The organism is Chryseobacterium sp. YR221 (genome assembly GCF_900176315.1).
GTDB classification, from domain to species: Bacteria; Bacteroidota; Bacteroidia; order Flavobacteriales; family Weeksellaceae; genus Chryseobacterium; species Chryseobacterium rhizosphaerae.
Genome location: NZ_FWXM01000003.1, coordinates 260411 through 279786, shown reverse-complemented (window position 1 = coordinate 279786; position 19376 = coordinate 260411). Strand labels below are relative to the sequence as shown.

Annotated in this window: 24 protein-coding genes; 8 read left to right on the top strand and 16 right to left on the bottom strand. The window is 36.5% G+C overall.

All coding sequences use genetic code 11. The features are described 5' to 3' along the window. Positions 1 to 2 precede the first annotated feature (2 nt). The 4 genes from B8967_RS10470 to B8967_RS10455 all read left to right on the top strand — a co-directional run bounded on the left by B8967_RS10470 (position 3) and on the right by B8967_RS10455 (position 3586). Complete coding sequence (locus tag B8967_RS10470) at positions 3 to 653, top strand: class I SAM-dependent methyltransferase (protein WP_084086054.1); 651 nt, start codon at positions 3 to 5, stop codon at positions 651 to 653. Between the two features lie 4 nt (positions 654 to 657). Next, on the top strand, positions 658 to 1686 hold the full coding sequence (locus B8967_RS10465; RefSeq protein WP_047485531.1) for a hemin-degrading factor: 1029 nt from the start codon (positions 658 to 660) through the stop codon (positions 1684 to 1686). 168 nt (positions 1687 to 1854) lie between these two features. Then, a complete protein-coding gene (locus tag B8967_RS10460; RefSeq protein WP_047485528.1) occupies positions 1855 to 2727 on the top strand; it encodes a ChaN family lipoprotein in 873 nt (290 codons plus the stop codon). 229 nt (positions 2728 to 2956) lie between these two features. Further along, positions 2957 to 3586, top strand: a complete 630-nt coding sequence (locus B8967_RS10455) for a peptide deformylase (protein WP_084086053.1) — start codon at positions 2957 to 2959, stop codon at positions 3584 to 3586. 288 nt (positions 3587 to 3874) lie between these two features. On the opposite strand, the gene B8967_RS10450 is transcribed toward B8967_RS10455, so the two are convergent. From B8967_RS10450 to B8967_RS10440, 3 genes are read right to left on the bottom strand one after another with little or no spacing between them, the layout of a single operon-like run. Then, positions 3875 to 4300 carry an organic hydroperoxide resistance protein gene (locus B8967_RS10450; protein WP_047485524.1) on the bottom strand — a complete coding sequence of 142 codons (426 nt, stop codon included), beginning with the start codon at positions 4298 to 4300 and terminating at the stop codon, positions 3875 to 3877. Next, positions 4301 to 4735 carry a MarR family winged helix-turn-helix transcriptional regulator gene (locus tag B8967_RS10445; RefSeq protein ID WP_047485522.1) on the bottom strand — a complete coding sequence of 145 codons (435 nt, stop codon included), beginning with the start codon at positions 4733 to 4735 and terminating at the stop codon, positions 4301 to 4303. It lies immediately after the preceding gene. 32 nt (positions 4736 to 4767) lie between these two features. Next, the gene (locus B8967_RS10440) at positions 4768 to 5400 is read right to left on the bottom strand and encodes an NAD(P)H-dependent oxidoreductase (protein WP_084086052.1); all 633 of its coding nucleotides are present in this window, start codon (positions 5398 to 5400) and stop codon (positions 4768 to 4770) included. A 239-nt stretch (positions 5401 to 5639) separates the two neighbouring features. Between B8967_RS10440 and B8967_RS10435 the strand changes: the two genes are divergently transcribed. Beyond that, positions 5640 to 6392, top strand: coding sequence for an SDR family oxidoreductase (locus B8967_RS10435; protein WP_084086051.1), 753 nt, complete (start codon positions 5640 to 5642; stop codon positions 6390 to 6392). Positions 6393 to 6400: 8 nt separating this feature from the next. On the opposite strand, the gene B8967_RS10430 is transcribed toward B8967_RS10435, so the two are convergent. From B8967_RS10430 to B8967_RS10370, 13 genes are all read right to left on the bottom strand, one after another. Continuing rightward, positions 6401 to 6712: a hypothetical protein gene (locus B8967_RS10430; RefSeq protein ID WP_084086050.1), complete on the bottom strand. Its 312-nt coding sequence runs from the start codon at positions 6710 to 6712 to the stop codon at positions 6401 to 6403. 69 nt (positions 6713 to 6781) lie between these two features. Then, the gene (locus B8967_RS10425; protein ID WP_179140054.1) at positions 6782 to 7738 is read right to left on the bottom strand and encodes a protein-glutamine glutaminase; all 957 of its coding nucleotides are present in this window, start codon (positions 7736 to 7738) and stop codon (positions 6782 to 6784) included. Between the two features lie 329 nt (positions 7739 to 8067). Further along, entirely contained in the window at positions 8068 to 8796 is a 729-nt protein-coding gene (gene lipB, locus B8967_RS10420) for a lipoyl(octanoyl) transferase LipB (protein ID WP_084086048.1), read from the bottom strand. A gap of 32 nt (positions 8797 to 8828) precedes the next feature. Beyond that, a complete protein-coding gene (trpA, locus tag B8967_RS10415; protein WP_084086047.1) occupies positions 8829 to 9563 on the bottom strand; it encodes a tryptophan synthase subunit alpha in 735 nt (244 codons plus the stop codon). A 46-nt stretch (positions 9564 to 9609) separates the two neighbouring features. Continuing rightward, positions 9610 to 10788 (bottom strand): tryptophan synthase subunit beta, encoded by a 1179-nt coding sequence (gene trpB / locus B8967_RS10410; RefSeq protein WP_084086046.1) that lies wholly within the window; start codon positions 10786 to 10788, stop codon positions 9610 to 9612. 4 nt (positions 10789 to 10792) lie between these two features. Continuing rightward, positions 10793 to 11338: a GNAT family N-acetyltransferase gene (locus B8967_RS10405; RefSeq protein WP_084086045.1), complete on the bottom strand. Its 546-nt coding sequence runs from the start codon at positions 11336 to 11338 to the stop codon at positions 10793 to 10795. A 27-nt stretch (positions 11339 to 11365) separates the two neighbouring features. Beyond that, positions 11366 to 12049 (bottom strand): phosphoribosylanthranilate isomerase, encoded by a 684-nt coding sequence (locus B8967_RS10400; RefSeq protein ID WP_084086044.1) that lies wholly within the window; start codon positions 12047 to 12049, stop codon positions 11366 to 11368. 50 nt (positions 12050 to 12099) lie between these two features. After that, complete coding sequence (trpC, locus tag B8967_RS10395; RefSeq protein WP_084086043.1) at positions 12100 to 12879, bottom strand: indole-3-glycerol phosphate synthase TrpC; 780 nt, start codon at positions 12877 to 12879, stop codon at positions 12100 to 12102. A gap of 54 nt (positions 12880 to 12933) precedes the next feature. Continuing rightward, positions 12934 to 13920: an anthranilate phosphoribosyltransferase gene (trpD, locus tag B8967_RS10390; protein WP_084086304.1), complete on the bottom strand. Its 987-nt coding sequence runs from the start codon at positions 13918 to 13920 to the stop codon at positions 12934 to 12936. Positions 13921 to 13958: 38 nt separating this feature from the next. Beyond that, positions 13959 to 14561, bottom strand: a complete 603-nt coding sequence (locus tag B8967_RS10385; protein ID WP_084086042.1) for an anthranilate synthase component II — start codon at positions 14559 to 14561, stop codon at positions 13959 to 13961. A 72-nt stretch (positions 14562 to 14633) separates the two neighbouring features. After that, positions 14634 to 16058, bottom strand: coding sequence for an anthranilate synthase component I family protein (locus tag B8967_RS10380; RefSeq protein WP_084086041.1), 1425 nt, complete (start codon positions 16056 to 16058; stop codon positions 14634 to 14636). Positions 16059 to 16311: 253 nt separating this feature from the next. After that, complete coding sequence (locus tag B8967_RS10375) at positions 16312 to 16956, bottom strand: hypothetical protein (protein ID WP_084086040.1); 645 nt, start codon at positions 16954 to 16956, stop codon at positions 16312 to 16314. 78 nt (positions 16957 to 17034) lie between these two features. Next, a complete protein-coding gene (locus B8967_RS10370) occupies positions 17035 to 17490 on the bottom strand; it encodes a cupin domain-containing protein (protein ID WP_084086039.1) in 456 nt (151 codons plus the stop codon). Positions 17491 to 17681: 191 nt separating this feature from the next. Between B8967_RS10370 and B8967_RS10365 the strand changes: the two genes are divergently transcribed. Genes B8967_RS10365 through rlmF form a run of 3 tightly spaced genes read left to right on the top strand, consistent with a single transcriptional unit; the run spans position 17682 to position 19204 of the window. Then, the gene (locus B8967_RS10365) at positions 17682 to 17900 is read left to right on the top strand and encodes a hypothetical protein (RefSeq protein WP_047485494.1); all 219 of its coding nucleotides are present in this window, start codon (positions 17682 to 17684) and stop codon (positions 17898 to 17900) included. Next, entirely contained in the window at positions 17900 to 18274 is a 375-nt protein-coding gene (locus B8967_RS10360) for a c-type cytochrome (RefSeq protein WP_084086038.1), read from the top strand. The genes B8967_RS10365 and B8967_RS10360 overlap by 1 nt, the downstream gene beginning before the upstream one ends. Before the next feature lie 3 nt (positions 18275 to 18277). Next, positions 18278 to 19204: a 23S rRNA (adenine(1618)-N(6))-methyltransferase RlmF gene (gene rlmF / locus B8967_RS10355; protein WP_084086037.1), complete on the top strand. Its 927-nt coding sequence runs from the start codon at positions 18278 to 18280 to the stop codon at positions 19202 to 19204. Positions 19205 to 19376: the final 172 nt, after the last annotated feature.

Below are 19376 nucleotides of genomic sequence, written 5' to 3'. Positions count from 1 at the left end.
CCATGGAAAAAGAAGAATTAAAAATCCTCGCCCATAACCTTGCCAATCCTCAAGGTGAAAAAGGCATTGAAATCGGTGAAATGATGAATGCTACCAATATAGGGATGACCCTGGAAAGCATTAAAGCACTTGTGATAGAAGATGATGAACATATTCTTGAAATAGGACACGGAAATGCAGCACACCTGAAGACTATTATAGGCTTAGCCCAAAATATAAGATATACAGGAATAGATATTTCTGAAACAATGCATCAGGAAGCCCGAAGACTCAATGAAGCGTTTGGAAATCAGGCAGATTTTGTTTTGTATGAAGGCAGTATACTTCCTTTTAAAGATGAAACTTTTAATAAAATATTTACAGTCAATACCGTATACTTTTGGGAGAATCCTGTCGCATTTTTAAATGAGATCTACAGAGTTTTAAAAGACGACGGAACCTTTGTTCTTACGTTTGCACAAAAAGATTTCATGGAAAAGTTACCGTTTACGGCTTATGATTTCACGCTCTATAATAATGCAGAGATGGAAGAATTGATATCCCAAAGCCATTTTAAAAGAATGAAAACTTCTGAAAGAGAAGAAGAGATAAAAAGCAAAACAGGAGAAGAAACAATACAGAGAATTTATACAGTTTTAACCATAAAAAAATAAATAAATGAGCACAATAGTTAATGACTTAAAGGAAAAATGGGAGGCTCTGAAAGCAGAAAATCCACATGTAAGAATAAGAAATGCAGCCGCTCAATTGGGAGTAAGTGAGGCAGAATTATTAGCAACCGGTGTAGGTGAAGGAGTAACTGTTTTGAAACCTGAATTTCCAGGTATTCTGACAGAAGCCGGCCAGCTGGGGAAAGTAATGGCTCTTACCCGTAATGATGAATGTGTTCATGAAAGAAAAGGAACTTATCTGAATGGTGATTTCAGCAGCCCGCACGCACAGCTTTTTGTAGGTGAAGATATTGATCTTAGAATTTTCCTGAACCACTGGAAATTTGCTTTTGCAGTAGTGGAAGGAGATAAAAAAAGCCTTCAGTTCTTTGGTAAAGATGGATTGGCATTGCACAAAATCTATTTGACTAAAGATAGTAATGACTCAGCTTTTGAGGCTATTGTTGAAAAATTCAAAGCTGAAGATCAGAATCAGGCTTTTGTATTTGAAGCAGTAGCTCCGAAACAGGCAGAAAAAGCTGACGCAGAAATTGATGTGGACGGATTTAAAAAAGCATGGACAGAATTAAAAGATACTCACGATTTCTTTATGATGACAAGAAAATTCGGGGTAAGCAGAACACAGGCTTTACGATTGGCTCCGGAAGGATTTACCAAAAAAATTGATAACGCTAAAGTGGTAAATGTTCTTGAAGATGCTTCTGAAAAAAACACTCCTATCATGGCATTTGTAGGAAACAGAGGAATTATCCAGATCCACACCGGAAATGTGAAGAAAACCCTTTGGCATCAGCAATGGTTCAATGTAATGGACCCTGATTTCAACCTGCACCTTGATGTAACGAAGATTGCAGAAGCATGGATCGTGAAAAAACCAACTGAAGACGGTGAGGTAACAGCAATTGAAGTATTCAATGCAGACGGAGATTTTATCGTTCAGTTCTTTGGAAAAAGAAAACCGGGGATTCCAGAATTACAAGAATGGAAAGACCTTGTTGCAGAATTAGAAAAGTAATAATTAGATGATTTGAATGGGCCGTTTTGTTTTGTAAGATTCAAAGCGGTCTTTTCATTTTGAGTTTTGGCAGCACGAGGAGAATGCAAAATAAGTGGGTTTTCAAATTTACTTTTTTACGATTCTTTCTGCCAAAATATTTGTGTAATTTGTGGTTAAATATATAAAATGAAGAATATTCTTATGGCGATTTTGCTTTCAGGGTTCTGTACACTTAGTGCACAGGATTTTAAAGCATATCAGTTTTATGATAAAAAAGGAAAGGAGGTAAAGACCGATAAAATAGTCAAAGAACTGGCAGATTATGATGTGGTGTTCTTTGGTGAGAACCATAACAGTTCTATCAATCACTGGCTACAGCTGAAAATTACAGAAGCTCTGTTTGAAAAGAAAAAGGGACAGCTTATTTTAGGTGCTGAAATGTTTGAAAGAGACAACCAATCTCAGCTCAACCAATATTTAAATGGAAAATTTGATGCTAAAACATTCAAAGACTCAGCCCGTTTATGGAATAACTACGCAACAGACTACAAACCTTTGGTTGATTTTGCTAAGAACAAAAAACTGAATTTTGTGGCGACGAATATTCCAAGAAGATATGCTTCCCAGACCGCAAAAGAAGGACTAGAGTCTTTGAATAAACTCAGTGAAAAAGAGAAAACGTATATTGCTCAGTTACCTATTAAAGTAACACTGGATACTCCGGGATATCAGGAGATGAAAGCGATGATGGGCGATCATGCTGAAGGAACCAAAGTGATGAATTTTATTTCGGCACAGGCTACAAAAGATGCTACAATGGCGGAATCTATTCTGAAAAACTTTCAGGCCGGAAAAACCTTTATCCATTATAACGGAAACTATCACAGCAAAGAGTTTGGCGGAATTTATTGGTATATCAAGCAGAAGAACCCGAATCTGAAAATGGCGGTGATTTCAGTATTTGAATCTGAAAATCCGGAGCTTAAAGTTCCCGAAAAAGAATATGTCCCGACAGATTTTAATCTGATCATTCCAAGTGATATGACGAAGACTTTTTAATTTCTGGCAAATCGTAAGGATTTAATCAGAGTCTTTGTGAATCCAGCTTGAAAAATTAAAACGTGATTTAGATTCCTGCGGAATGTCTATTGTGTAAGGTTTTAATTTATACAACCGGAAAAAATATGAATAGAAACGGGCTTTAGCCCGTTTTTTTATATACAGATTCCAATGGCTTTAGCCAAAACTTAAGATTACATTATTTACCTTTGTATCACATTCAATCCATATGAAAAAACTGACCATTTTAGTTGTATTTTGTGTAGGGCTGCTACAAGCACAAACATTATCCCCCAATGAAGTTTCCCTTATCAATCAGGGTGATATCAATGCAGCACTTCCCATATACCAAACTACAGATGCCCATCAGCATAAAACATTGTTGAGCTTTTCTGCAGAAATCAATCCTACAGATCCTAATACGGCGGTTTTGGTAAAAAGGATGAAAGAATCTCTCCTGTCTACGGATGGCGGAGTAGGAATTGCTGCACCGCAGGTTGGAATTAATAGAAGGATAATCTGGGTACAACGTTTTGATAAAGAAGGAACACCCCTGGAATATTTTATCAATCCGGTGATTGTATGGAGATCTGATCTTCAAAATCTTGGACCTGAAGGAGATTTATCGATTCCTGATTTCAGAGACCAGTTTTACCGAAGCAAGGTTATTCAATTGGAATATGTGGATTTAAAAGGGCAAAAATATTCTGAGATAGTAGAAGGATTTACCGCGGTCATTTTCCAGCATGAGATCGACCATCTTTTCGGAATCCTGATTTCAGATAAAAAAGAAAAAGAAAAGAATGATTCTTATAAAAAGGTAGAAGCGTATCAGAAAAGTGATTTGAACAGAAGGTAAGTGATGAGTGCAGCTGCGAGGAAGCTCGTTTAGTCAAATCGAGGAATCGATTCATATTTTGCTCACTTTCTTATCCATCGTATTATTTTTCTTTGCGTTTAAGAAAACACAAATTGCACTAATGATTACCCTAAGATCACAAAGTATGGGCTGTTTCAATATTATCTGATTATCTGGATGCATTTTAAAAATGTAGAATGATCTATGTTGATCTGATAAAAAATAAAAAGGAGCTGTTTTAGAAATAAAACAGCTCCTTTCGCTATAACTATGCTTAAAAAAATTGGATTAGTCGTTATTGGTCACTGAAAGCTTAACCTCAATATTGTTTCTGGTAGCATTAGAGTAAGGGCAAATCTGGTGTGCCTTATCCGTTAATGATTGTGCTTCTTCCATAGAAACTCCCGGAATATTAACATCCAGTTCTACAGCAAGTCCAAAACCTCCGTTTTCAATCTGTCCTATGCTCACCTGAGCAGCAACAGTGGTTTCACCGGTTTTTACTTTTGCCAAACTGATCACTCTGTTGAGTGCGCTGTCAAAACATGCAGAGTATCCGGCAGCAAACAGCATTTCAGGATTGGTAAAGTCGTCATTGGCTCCTCCTAAAGCTTTAGGCATTCTTACCTCAAGATCTAAAACTCCATTTTCACTTTGTACGTGGCCATTTCTTCCGCCTTGGGCAGTGACTTTTGTTGTATATAATGTTTTCATTTATTTTTCTATTTTCTTTAATATTTTTAAGACTGTGTCTTTAAGTTCTAACAGCTCTTCAGGCTGTATCCCAATTTTTTCCTGGATTTTCCCCGGAATTGCACAGGCCTTTTGCTGTAATTGTTTGCCAGCTTCAGCTAAAAATACTTCAACCACTCTTTCGTCCTCCTTTTTTCTTTTTCTTGTAATGAACCCCTTAGTCTCAAGTCTTTTGAGAAGAGGAGTTAAAGTACCACTGTCCAGAAATAGCTTTTCTCCGATATGCGTTACGGTAAGTCCGTCACTATCCCACAATACCATCATAACAAGATATTGAGAGTACGTTATGTCCAGCTCATCAAGAAAAGGACGGTAAAGACCGGTAATCTCTTTGGCAATGACATATAGCGGAAAGCAGATCTGGTTTTCTAGTTTAGGTGTTTTTAAATTTTCCATGATTTTCGGGTACGAAAGATTCGATGAAGGTATTACTTTTTTATGATAAATTCATCCATTGGAACACGGACTTTTTTCATAGAAGACAACCAGTCGTTTGCTTCGTCACGGTATCCAAGGTATAAAAGACTTACACTTTTCAATCCTAATTCTTTTAATCCCAATACTTCATCTACTACCTCATTGCTGAATCCCTCTGCAGGAGTACTGTCGATTTTAAGTTCTGCTGCCTGTGCAAGGGCTATTCCCAAAGCAATATAAGTCTGACGGGCAGTATGTGCAAAATGTTCTTCAGGAGTCTGAGCTCCATACATTTCTTTAATTTTATCTGTATAACTTCCAAAACGTCCTCTTGGAAGATCTCTTACATCTGTATGATGATCATATACTTTATCTATTTTCTCATTAGAATAGCTATCCCATGCTGCAAAAACCAAAACATGAGAAGAATCTCTCATTACCTCAGGGTTTAAAGCTCCGGCTACCATTTTCTCTTTCAATTCCTGGCTTTCCACTACAATAATTCGGAAAGGCTGTAGCCCTGACGAAGTAGGAGCCAGTCTTGCTGATTCTAAAATTGTGTTTAAGTCTTGTTCCGATACTTTTTTGGTTGGGTCATATGCTTTTACAGCATGTCTCCAGTTTAAATTTTCTATTAATGACATTTCTTATGTTTTTAAATTAAATACTTACTTGCTATCTGTTCGTGAAATTTTAAATTGAACAAATTAACACTGCAAATATACAACAATTTAAATTGTGTGCAATTTAATTTTGAAAAATTTTATTGTCGTCAATTTTAAATTGAAGGAAAGTATGGGATTAATTTGATTTTAAGCAAGATTCGGATTTTTTCAAAGCGGTGATATTCCAATCTTTGTCCTATCATTTTAAACAAAAAACAATGCAGAGATTTAAAAACAAAACAGCTTTAGTTACAGGAGGTACCAATGGAATGGGATTGGCCACAGCCGAAAAATTTATAGAAGAAGGTGGGACGGTAATTATTACCGGGCGAACAGATGAAACTGTAAAGAGTGCCTTGGCTAAGCTAGGAGAGAATGCTTTTGGAATTGTATCCAATGCTGGGAATATGAAGGATCTGATGAATGTACAGCAAGAGGTCCGAAAATATACAGACCATATTGATATCATTTTTGCCAATGCTGGCTATGGAAAATTTGCTCCTGTTGAATATGTAGATGAAAACCAGTTTGATGAGCTTTTCAATGTATTGGTCAAAGGTCCTTTCTTTACCGTTCAGCAGATATTGCCGTTGATGAAAAGGGGAGGTTCGGTTATTTTTAATACCTCAGTAGCTACAGATATTGCTATGCCCAATTTCTCAGTGTATTCTGCAGCAAAATCGGCAACTCAGTCTTTTATTAAAACATTTGCTGTAGAACTTACAGAACGTGGTATTAGGGTCAACGGAGTAAGCCCGGGACATATCAAAACCAATATTTTTAATAATACAGGATTAACTGCCGGGCAAATAGAAGGAGCCGTCCGGGATATTATTCCTACCATCCCTTTTAAAAGGCAGGGAGAGCCGGCAGAGATTGCCAATGTGGTTTTATTCCTTGCTTCGGAAGAGGCTTCCTATATCCATGGAGCAGAGATCAAGGTAGATGCCGGGATTTCTGTCATAAGATAGCCCGTAGATTATTTGACCTCTTTGACCTGTTTGATGATATTCGTATTATTTTCAATACCGATATCAAATGCTTTCCCATTTTTATAGCTCTGATTCAGCTTTTCCATCAGAACTTTGTATTCCGGTGATTTTTTTGAGAGGTAAAATACCTGAGCACTTATTCCGATGGCTACACGTACAAGATCGTTCGGCTTGTCCGGATCTTCGATAATACTTGAAATCGTTGAGTTATTATACCAGGTTAGGTTCTGTGAACTGGCATTACCGGAACAGGATGTAATCATAATAAAAAGTAATAATATATAGGTCCAGGCTTTCATAGCAAAATGTATTAAGTAAAAGCTCCTGCAATGTATGTAAAATAAGTGCAGGAGCTATATAAAAGTTAGTTAGAATCCACAACCTCCTACATTAGGTGCAGGAGAAGGAGAACATCCTGATAAAGATGAGAATATGTTCAATACGCAATTGGTATTCACATAATTATTGTCATACAGTAAAGAACCGGATGGGCTTCTGTAATAAACATTTCCTGCAGTATTGGCAAAAGATGAAACAGAAGCAGATCCACAAGACGTATTCGTGCAGGCAGCTCTCCATGCCGTATCAGTTACTGGGCCGCTGGAGAATAAAGAAGGATCTATAATTCTTTTTTCTACCACTCCGGAAGCATTTTTAAAGCTTACAAGGATAGCAACATGGTATACCCATGATACACAGCAGGTACCTGTAGAAGCTCTCAGGTTACCATAGACGAATTGTTTTTCACAATCATAACCTGCATTGATCAGTATTTGTCTCATTTTGTGAGCTCTTGCATAGCAACCGTCTACAGGATATCTGAAAGTGATACAAGGGGAAGAAGCAGTAGAAGTTCCGCATGCCTGATTTTTAATTTGGGTAAATAAACTGTTTAAAGTAGCCAAATTAGGAATGACACTGGTTAATCTCCTTGCTTCTACCTGGACATCTTTCGTTAAAACAGATTTGAAATAACGGACATCTTCCTCTGTTGCTTTATCTACTTTTGCAATTTCATGACTATTAGGCTTTAAAAAGACATGAATTGGAGTTTCATCAGCTACAGCTTTTCTGATCATGGAAATATAGTTTTCATTTTCCTTGCTGTCCTGAATTTCAAAAGGCTGAGCAGTAATGATAAATGATACTTTAAATTTCCCGTTTTCTTTTTGTATCCCTACCGGGACAGTTCTTCCGAAGTCTTTCAGAGCAATTTCTTTAGACTCTTTCGAACTCATGTTTTCCTGATTTGCGTTCGCATCCGAACAGGAATTGAATGACAGTACTGATACAAATACCATCATTGATAGCAAAAATTTTTTCATAATTCTCATAAATTTGGTGGTTAAAAATTTGTTCTTTATCGTGAAATTAGTTCACTTTAAAGTGATATTAAAAGTAAAAAAAAATAAAACGTCACCAAATTATTTTTGTAAAAATTTCAAAAAAATATAAAATATTTATTTTTAAACCCAAGCATTAAGCTTAAATAGGCGTATATTAATAATCATATAGTTTAAAATATAGATTTTCATGAATTTTAAAATGTGCTATTCTTTTGTTTATTTTCAGAAAAAATCCAGTCTCAATATTTTGAAACTGGATTAGGTTTTCTCCCGTTGCAATGGATAGGGAGTTTATGTTTTTTTAATCGTTATTTATAGATCAATTCAGCTTGAAAAACATCAGCAAAATGTTTTCTGATCTTTGCTTTCAGTTCCTCCACCTCTTCCGGTGTCAGTTCTCTTTCAAGTTCTCTTTTTAGAGAAGTTACCTGCTTATCTTTAATTCCACATGGAATAATGTATTCAAAATACCGCATATCCGTATTGACATTCAAAGCAAAACCATGCAGAGTTACCCATCGGGAAGCTTTCACTCCCATAGCACACATTTTTCTTGCATAAGGTTTTCCTACATCCAGCCATACTCCGGTTTCACCTTGAGAACGTTCTCCCTTAAGGCCATATTCTGCAATAGTTCTGATAATAACCTCTTCCAGGTTTCTCATATATAAGTGAATATCCGTAAAGAAATTTTCAAGATCCAGAACCGGATAACCAACGACCTGCCCGTATCCATGATAGGTAATATCTCCTCCACGGTTTGTTTTCACGTAAGTCGCTTCTATTTCTTTCAGTTTATCAATACCGGCAAGCATGTTTTCTTCATGGCCGCTTTTTCCTAAAGTATACACATGGGGATGTTCTACAAAAAGAAGGTGGTTGGGCGTAGTAATATGCTGCTCTGCAGGAAGATCACGGTTTTTTATCTTGGTATCAATAATACTCTTCATCAGTGTTTCCTGATAATCCCAGGCGGGTTGGTATTCTTTGACCCCTAAATCTTCAAACTCTACTGCTTTATTTTGATTTGTATTCATTTCAATTTTTAGACATACAAATTTAGTGAATTTTAGTCTTTTATGGAATGGATAAAATCTATAGCTTTTTTCGTCCAGTCTTTATGCTGTAATAATATATTCACAAAGGCTGTTCCAATGATCCCGCCATCTGCTTTTTCAGTCACATTTTCAAAATCTTCCTTTGACTTGATTCCGAAGCCGATCATAACAGGATTTGTAAGAGGAAGGGAAGCTAATCTTGCCAGATAATTATCATTCTTTACAACAGCATTTTCATTTCCGGTCGTAGAGGAAGAACTTACCGCATATAGGAATCCTGAACTTAAAGAATCTAAATAGAGAATTCTCTCGTCAGACGTTTCCGGGGTAACCAGAAAGGTGAAATTGAGATGGTATTTCTCTAAAATATGCTGATAGTTTTTTTCAAATTCAATAGGAGGAAGATCTGGCAGAATAAGTCCTGAGACCCCACTTTCTGAACACTCTTTACAGAATTTTTCAAATCCAAAGCTTAAGACAGGATTAATGTATCCCATCAAAATAATGGGAATCTTTAGGTCTTCTTTTATGGTTTTTAACTGGGAAAAAAGCTTTTCAATGGTCATTCCGTTTTGCAAAGCAAGCTCATGGGCCTGCTGAATTACGGGCCCATCTGCTACCGGATCAGAATAAGGCATTCCGATTTCAATCATATCCGCTCCGGAATTCTGAATTAATTTTATAATTTCAGGAGTATCTTCCAGTTGTGGAATTCCTGCTGTGAAGTATATATTTAATTTTTTCATTTCTTATTGTATTAAAGTAGAATAAGTACATTCTACACCAGACATTTTACAGATTTTTCAAATACGTTTCCATATCCTTGTCTCCACGGCCACTCAGACAAATAACAACAATGTCATTTTCATTAAATCTTTTCTTGTCCAAAACAGCTAAAGCATGGGAGCTTTCCAAAGCAGGAATAATACCTTCCAACTTGGTAAGGGCAAAAGCAGATTGTAAAGCTTCATCATCATTGATGCTAAAAAACTCTGCTCTTTTTTCCTGAAACAAATGAGCATGGAAAGGTCCGATTCCCGGGTAATCAAGTCCGGCAGAGATAGAATGGGGTTCTATGACCTGCCCGTCTGCAGTTTGCATTACCAGACTTTTGCTTCCATGAAGAACTCCCAAAGTTCCTAAAAAGGTGGTGGCAGCAGATTTTCCTGAATCCACTCCTAAACCTCCGGCTTCGGCAGCAATGATTTTTACCTCTTTTTCTTCTACAAAATGATAAAAAGTTCCGGCAGCATTACTGCCTCCTCCCACGCAGGCAATTACATAATCGGGATTCTCCCTTCCGATCTTCTCCTTAAGCTGCTCCTTAATTTCTTTTGAAATAATACTCTGAAACCTTGCCACAAGATCCGGAAAAGGATGAGGTCCCACTACACTTCCGATTACATAATGTGTCGTTACAGGATTATTGATCCAGTCTCTTAAGGCTTCATTCACGGCATCTTTCAGTGTCTTTGAGCCTGATGTAGCTGCAATAACCTCTGCACCAAGCATCTTCATCCTGGCAACATTGGGAGCCTGTCTCTGAATATCTATTTCTCCCATATAAACAATACACTCAAGACCAAGAAGTGCACAGGCGGTAGCTGTAGCAACGCCATGCTGTCCCGCTCCGGTTTCAGCAATAATCCTTGTTTTTCCCAAACGTTTGGCAAGTAAAACCTGTCCTAAAGCATTATTGATTTTATGAGCTCCGGTATGGTTCAGATCTTCTCTTTTTAAATAAATCTGAGTATTGTATTTTTTACTTAAATTTTTTGCAAAATAAAGTGGGGTAGCCCTTCCTACATAATGGGTAAGCAAATCCTGATATTCACTCTGAAAATCTTCAGACTCAATAATTTCAAGATAGTGTTTTTGCAGTTCATCTACATTCGGATAGAGCATTTCAGGGATAAAAGCTCCTCCAAATTCTCCATAATATCCGTTTTCATCGGGGTTTTTATAATTCATATCTTTATTCTTTAGTAATTAAATAAGCAGTATTCTCTGCACTCAGCTGGCTGAGCTGTTCCTTTCTTTCTTTTGAAATATTAAAAATTAAAATGTCATCGTCTTCAGAATTAACCCATTCCGAATTCTCATTCTCTTTGATTGATTTTGCTTTATCATATAGAATTTCAATATCGCATTTCTGGTAAAAAGGACGGAGTTCCTCGTGACAGAATCCAATGGTCTCCATATTTCTTTGATTGGCATTATCTTTAAAATACTGAACAAGCCTGGCTCCATAACCTTTTTTCTTATGAGCTGAAACAAGCCCTACAGCCTCTGTGAAGGTAATTTGTTCTCCGGATATTTCCAATGTAAAATCAAAATTATTACGGATAACAGCCAGTATAGATTCATCGGTATCCAATAGAAGATGAAATTCTGAGTCTTTAAAGAAAGTTCGGAAATAGGAAGGTTTCATACTGCTCCACACAGGAACATCCCAAAGCTGAAGAATGTGTTCTATTTCAGTTTCCGTCAATTCTTCTGCTTGTTTTATCTGATACTTCATAATTGTAATATTATTTTCATCCCAATTCTATAGTAATTTGTCCCGTTGGGATTCTTTCTTGTGTAATATTGATTGGAATCGTTTAATCCTGTTGATATCTTTATTGCCGGGTTCAATTTCAAACTTTGAATTGATGTCTAGGGCAAAAGGTTTTTGATGCAGAAATTTAATATTTTCTATATTTTCTTCCGAAATACCACCACTTAAAAAATAAGGAAGAGGGATTTTAAATGCATTCAATACTATCCAGTCGAACTGTTTTCCAGTTCCTCCAAAGGCTTTGCTGTCGGTATCAAATAGCAAATAATTGAGAGTGGAGAGTGGAGAATTGATGATCTGCTGTATTTTATTCCTGTTTTCTGCAGCGTCATGACCAATTCTTATGACTTTAATGATTTTAATTTCCAGACTTAATTTTTTTCTCAATTCAATGGTGAAGTCCTGGTTTTCATCGCCGTGAAGCTGGATGTAGTTTAAGTGAGCTTTCTCAGCTATTTCTACAATTTGATCAATTGTTTCATTCACAAAAACACCCGTTTTTCCTGAATGTTCAATGTTTGCAATATCTTGAAGACCCAGATGATTCAGCACATATCTCGGGGATTTTTCATAAAATATAAAGCCGAGAAAATCTGCTTTCATACCAATCAGCTCCTGGATCTGTTCAGTTTTTGTTAAGCCACATACTTTGAGGTGAGGGTGCAGGTTCATTCAGTATATATTTTGTTGTTACTCATTTATTCTCAGATTCTCAAATAGCCTTACTGGCTGATTTCAATGCTGAACTCTTCAAATGCTTTTGCAGGATCAGGATTCTTCATAAAATATTCACCCATCAGGAAGGCATCAAATCCTTTTTCTTTTAAATAGGTGAAATCTTCAAGGTTGTAAATGCCGCTTTCAGCGACAGATAAAACGCCTTTTGGAAGTAAATTTTTTAACTGTACGGAATGTTGCAAATCAACTTTGAAATCTTTCAAATTTCGGTTATTAATTCCTACCAGATCAATATTTGAATGGAAATGTTTCAACTCTTCCTCAGTGTGAATTTCCAGCAAAACCTCCAGACCAAGCTCATGAGCCAATTCTGTGAACTCCTGGACCTGACTGGTTGAAAGACAGGATGCAATCAGCAAAACAACATCCGCTCCAATGCTTTTTGCTTCGTAGAACTGATACTCATCAACCATAAAATCTTTCCTCAAAATAGGGATGTTGATCTGATTTCTTACGGTCAGAATATCACTGAGGTCGCCTCCGAAAAAATCTTTATCTGTAAGGATAGAAATTCCACTCGCCCCGAAATTTTCATAGGCAGAAACTACATGTAAAGGAGAAATACTATTATTGATAATTCCTTTTGAGGGAGATTGCCTTTTAAATTCAGCAATAATTCCGTTTTTATTTTTTACAGATTCTTTCAGAGAATACGTCTTTCTTCCAAAAAACTCGGCCTCTTTTAAGCGATTAACGGAAATTCCTGATTTTGCAGCAGCAATCTCTTCTTTTTTCCTTTCAATAATTTTATCCAGTATAGTCATTTTTGTTTTTTTAATAATAGAAATTACAATGGTTCTTAAACTGCTTTATAACTGTTAGCTCATTAAAAGTTCAAAACTCTTCAGTGCTTTTCCGCCTTCCAAACTTTCTTTAGCCAAAAGAAGACAGTCTTCATAAGATCCAAACTTATTGGTATGATGAAGCGATACGGAAGCATTGGCCAGCACTACGGAATTCTGTTGTTCTGTACCTTTACCTTCCAGGATATTTCTGAAAATTTTTGCCGTTTCCTGAGTTGTCTCACCCGCCTTAATATTTTCCAGTGTTACCGGGCTAAAACCTAAATCTGCTGCAGAATAGATGCTTTCACCATTTTTAGTGATAATCTTAGTGTCATCAGTCAGGCTGATCTCATCGTAACCATCTAATCCGTGAACGAGCATGAAATCACGATCTTCTTTTTGTAGGAGATACTGATATATTCTTGCAATTTCCAGATTGTATACTCCAATGACAGAATATTGAGGTTTGGCAGGATTTACCAAAGGGCCCAGAAGATTGAAAAAAGTTCTCAATCCCAATGATTTTCTCAATAGTCCAACAGATTGAAGGGCAGGGTGGAAGTAAGGAGCATGTAAAAAACAGATATTGGCCTTTTCAAGGTCTTCATTCAGCTGATCTGAATTATTTTTAAACTCATATCCAAGTTCTTCCAGTACATTGGATGAGCCTGTAGTGGTTGAAGCACCATAATTTCCATGTTTTGTTACCTTCTGCCCGGCTCCGGCCACTACAAAGCTGGCCAATGTTGATATATTGATTGTGTTTTTTCCGTCACCTCCTGTTCCTACAATATCGATAGCGTCATGGGCTTCTATATGGACAGGAACGGCCATTTGTAAGAGAGCTTCTCTAAACCCCTCCAACTCCTTTAAGGTAATATTACGCATCAGGAAAACGCTGACAAAGGCAGTCACTTCTGCAGCATTGAATTTATTCTGGGCAATTTCAATCATAGTAGCTTTTGCCTCAGATTTTGATAACGTATTATGATTAAAAAGGTATTGTAGTATTTCTTTCATTTGGGGCGTTTTTATTGTTGAAGAGATTTCTGTTGTTTTCATTGTAAAAGGAAATTTTTGATGATGGTTTCTCCTTCGGGAGTTAAAATACTTTCCGGGTGAAACTGTACACCATGTACATCATAGGTTTTATGCTGTAAAGCCATGATCATTCCGTCTTTATCTACTGCGGTAATTTCCAGTTCTTCAGGGAAGTTTTCCGGATTCACAGCCCAGCTGTGGTATCTTCCTACTTCCAGACCTGAAGTAATATTCCTGAAAATCAGGGTATTTTCTTTTACTATTTCAGTAGTCGTTGCCACTCCATGAAAAATCTCAGACAGGTTGACAAGACTTCCTCCGAAAGCTTCTGCAATAGCCTGCTGGCCAAGGCATACTCCCAAAATGCTTTTCGTAGGAGCATATTCTTTGATGAGATCCAATAGAATTCCCGCTTCTTCCGGAATCCCGGGACCGGGAGAAAGGATTATTTTATCATATGTTCCCACTTCTTCTAAAGTGATCTTATCATTTCTTACCACATCCACCTTTTGATCCAGAATTTTTTCGATGATCTGAACAAGGTTATAAGTGAAGCTGTCGTAATTGTCGAAAACTAAAACTTTAGATTTTGAGTGTTGGTTGTTTATATTGCTATTCATTTTTTTTATTTTTTTTGATTGGCCAATTGTTAGTGAGTAGTTGGGTCAGATATACTGTTTAGTGTATTGGTTTTAACTTTCAACTATCTTTCCCGCCTTTTCTACCGCTTTTTTCAGCGCATTCAATTTATTATTAACTTCCTGTAATTCATTTTCAGGAACAGATTTAGCTACAATTCCGGCTCCGGCCTGGTAATACAGGGTATTGTTCTTGCTTAAAAATGTTCTGATCATAATAGCCTGGTTACAGGTCCCATTCAAACCAATCATCCCAATACATCCTCCATAATATCCACGGGAATCTTTCTCATACTGATTGATAAGCTGTAAAGCTCTGTGTTTGGGTGCTCCGCTTAAAGTTCCCTGTGGAAAAGTTGCAGAAACCATTTCAAGAGGATTGATGTTCTCCAGTAAATCAGCGGTTACTTCACTTACCATATGAATAACATGGGAGAATAATTGAATTTCTTTCAGTTTGGTAACGGTTACATTTTTTCCAAGCTTTCCAAGGTCATTTCTTGCCAGGTCTACCAGCATGGTATGTTCGGCATTTTCTTTTGGGTCAGCTTTTAATATTTCGATAGATTCCAGGTCTGTTTCAAAATTCCCTGTTCTTTTGGATGTTCCGGCAATCGGATGAATAATGGCCTTATTGTTTTTGATAATCAGTTGACTTTCAGGGCTTGATCCGAATAGTTTGTAGTTTCCGTAATCAAAATAGAATAAATAAGGAGAAGGATTGATATTTCTTAGAGCACGATATACATTAAATTCATCACCTTTAAACTTCTGTTCAAACCTTCTGCTTAAAACCAATTGAAATACATCCCCTCTCATGCAGTGCTTTTGAGCCGTTTTTACCAATTCGATATAATCCTCATTGGTAATATTGGAAGTTTCCTGGCCATTTTTTTCAAAAGGATAAACCGGGGTATTCTGGTTTTTAATAATATTTTCCAAAAAGCGAAGTTCAGATTTTATGCCGTCAATTTGATTTTCAATAATATACATCTCATCATTAAAATGGTTGATGGCAATCACATATTGATACAGTCGGTATCTGAGGATCGGAAGCTCTACTTCAGGGCTTTGCTTCTTCAGATTTACATTTTCAAAAAACTGTACGGCCTCAAAACTTGTATATCCAAAAAGGCTTTGAGCAGTCTGTTCGATAGGGTCATCTGTTTTTTCACATTTGAAAACGGTACGAAAACTTTCAAAGATCTCCGTAATGTCACGCTCCATGATTAATTGTTTTACAGGAGCGGAATTAGGAAGTTTAACTTCAAATTCGTTGAGGTTTTTTACTTCAATTCCTGCAATCGCATTGATGGCAATAAAAGAAAAATTATTGTCAATACTTTTGGAATCAGAACTTTCCAGAAGGATGGTGTCCCTGAATTTGTCTCTGATTTTAAGATAAATATTCATTGGAGTATGAAGATCTCCTAATGTTTTTTTCGAAACGGTTTTTATTTTGATAGTATCAGTAAACATCTGTAGTTTTATTTTTATGTGAGATTAAGGAATAAAAAAAAGGCTTTAACGGAATCCGTCAAAGCCTATATATTGTATTTTAAATTAATTCTGCTGTATGATTAGCAACATGACAATACCTCCAGACCCGACGAAGAGTTTGAAAGCCACCACCAAATATTGTTGCTCATATTTAACATGGGACAAATGTAGAAATTTTTTTAATACAAAAAATAAAAAATTTAAAAAATAAAAAAATAAGTATTACATTTTATTATTCCACTTGTTCAAGCTCTTGTTTGAGTTCTTTTAACTTTGTTTCGTAAGTTTCATCATCATAATCGTTTAGGTAGTTTTCCAATGCTGAAATGTACTCCCGGATAAAATCTTTGTTGGTTCTGTCTGCTTCATATTTGATCTTTGCAGAATTGACCGGAGCAAGCTTTGAATATTTAACAGCCATCTGTCCTTCTATGGATTGATTATAAAGAATAACTATATTTTTTTCATATCCGGGGATATATTTTACCGGAAAGGGTTCTTCCATTCTTGGGATTCTGATAGCATTTTCAATAGGGTAGATGGAAGCCGAAGTTGTAGAAAAAAAAGTGGAGACATATTTTCCATCCTGTTTCTTTACAATAGCTTCGTAATCATGTATATACATGTCATTCAGTGTAGAATTGGTTTCCTTATCAGAAGTGATAATAGCTGTACTTTCCACACCATATTTATGTAAGAACCAGGCATTCAGAAACTGTCCGCCAAATCCGTTTAGAATGGCCAAAGGAAGAATAGGAGCAAGAAACCATGCTTTTCTTGTCAAATATGAAAGCAACCCAAAGAATAAAATGATAATGATCACAGTATAAAAACCGTGATGACTGGTAAAAAACAGAATTTTTGATAGTAGAATCATAGCTTAAATTTACTATTATCTTTTTAATATCAATTTAGAATAAATATTAAATTTCAAAAATTCTGTTCAAAAAATCATTTAATTCACCGGTTCTGATAAAGGAAGATCTGTGGTTCCACTATAGAAAACAATTAAGGTGGCCCCTTTTTCTCCGGTTTTACCTCTATGGGCGATATTGACCATTTCGGGAACAGCCTGTCCTTGTCTGATCCATTGGGTTTTGCCGTCTTCTTTTCTCTCAATCTGAATTTCTCCTTTTTCTATATACGCTGCATTGATAACAGGATGTTTATGCCAGTTCAAAGCTTTATGGGGAGGAACTGAAATTCTGAGAACGGATATTTCCGGCTGGCCATTCGGATAATTGGGATATGGTGTCCCATCCCATGATTTTGTGGTTTTTAAAAGAGATACAGATTCTATTTCATCGGAATATTCTGATTTCTGATCATCGTGTGATGAATTGTCACAAGATGAGGCGAGGGAAGTTAGCACTACAAATAAGGTTGTAGTTAATACATTTTTTCTAATCATAATAATTTTGTATTGGGTTTGAATGGTTGATGTAACAAAAATACTAACCAAATTTAAATATCCCTGAAAAATGAATTATTTTCTGGCTGCTGATTTCAAATACTTGGTTTTTAAAAAATATGTTCAAAGAAAACATTTGTCATAAGTTTAAAACTTTATTTTTTATATTTTTGCTTCCAAATTAGAAAAAAATGAAAAAAGTATTAGCTATCGCATTTATCGGAGGGTTATTAGTAGTAAACTGTTCAAAAAAGACAGATCACTCATTACAGGACAGCAACACCATGCTTCCGGAACCTGAAGCAACAACTGTAGTAGATTCTACGGCTAAGACTGCTGCTCCGGCTGCTGCAACTCCTGCTACACCTGCTCCTGAAGCTGCTAAAACAGACTCTACAGCGAAGAAATAATGAAAAAAATATTTTTGGCAGGAGCCTTAGGTTTTTTAGCCTTTTCCTGTTCTAAAAAAGAAAATACAGCAGATGTGGCTGTATCTTCTGAGACCGCTGTTGTTTCAGAACCTGCAAAATCTAATCTTTCAGGTGATCAGATCATCGAAACATTGGACTGTTCAGGATGCCACTCTGTTAGCGAGAGAATGATAGGACCTTCATATCAGGAAATAGCGGGTAAATATTCTGAAAAGGATATGGAAATGCTTGCTTCCAAGATTATAGAAGGCGGAAGTGGTGTTTGGGGAGGTGTCCCTATGGCTGCCCATCCACAGGTATCTAAAGAAGATGCCAAAAAGATGGTGGAGTATATTTTAAGTCAGAAGAAATAAAATATGTCTACTGAAAAATCCAGTTTGCACACAAGAAATCTGCATCGTAATCCTTATGATTTTGATCAGCTCATTTCTTGTGTGCCGGAACTGAAGCAGTATGTTTTTGTTAATGCTTATCAGACGGTAACCATTAATTTTAGTATTCCTCAGGCAGTTAAGCTGCTCAATAAAGCATTACTGTTGCACTTTTATAAGGTTAAAAACTGGGATATTCCTGACACTAACCTATGTCCGCCTATTCCGGGACGAGCAGATTATGTACATTATATTGCAGATCTGTTGGCGGAACAACACCATGAAGTTCCTACCGGTGCTTCTGTAAAAGGTTTAGATATAGGAGTGGGAGCAAATCTTGTTTATCCTTTGATCAGCCATAGATCTTATGGATGGACCATGACAGGAACGGATATCAGTGAAGATTCCTTAGCTAGTGCTCAGCTTATTTTAGATCAAAACCCTGATCTTTCACCGGCTATTCAGTTAAAACATCAAAAAAACTCCGAACATATATTTAAAAATATCATTACTACCGGAGAACGTTTTGCATTTTCAATGTGTAATCCTCCCTTCCATGATTCTCAGGAATCTGCCATGAAGGGAAATATAAGAAAAACAAAAAACCTTAACCGTTCCAGGAACCAGAAGCCATTACTTAATTTTGGAGGCCAGCAGACAGAATTATGGTGTGAAGGGGGCGAACTTGCCTTTATTACAAAAATGATTAACGAGAGCTTGTTGTATTCCTCACAGGTTCTTTGGTTTACATGCCTTGTTTCTAAAAAAGATAATCTTTATAAACTTAGTTCGCTTTTAAAAAAGATAAAAGTGGTGGAGTTCAAGATCATTGATATGGCTCAGGGACAGAAAATAAGCAGAATACTGGCCTGGACATTTATTCCCAAACAGAATCGTAAAGACTGGTTGTAAATCTCAGAGGTCAATTTGCGGTGTAACTGATCCATTCACGACAAAGCAAATTTACTGAGAAGGAGCAATGTTCAGAATTGGATTTCTATACCATTGTAAAGAGATTGGTAATCCAGTTACCGTCTCAAGTCTCAAAGTCTCCTGTCTTTACTCTTATGTCCTCGTATCTTAG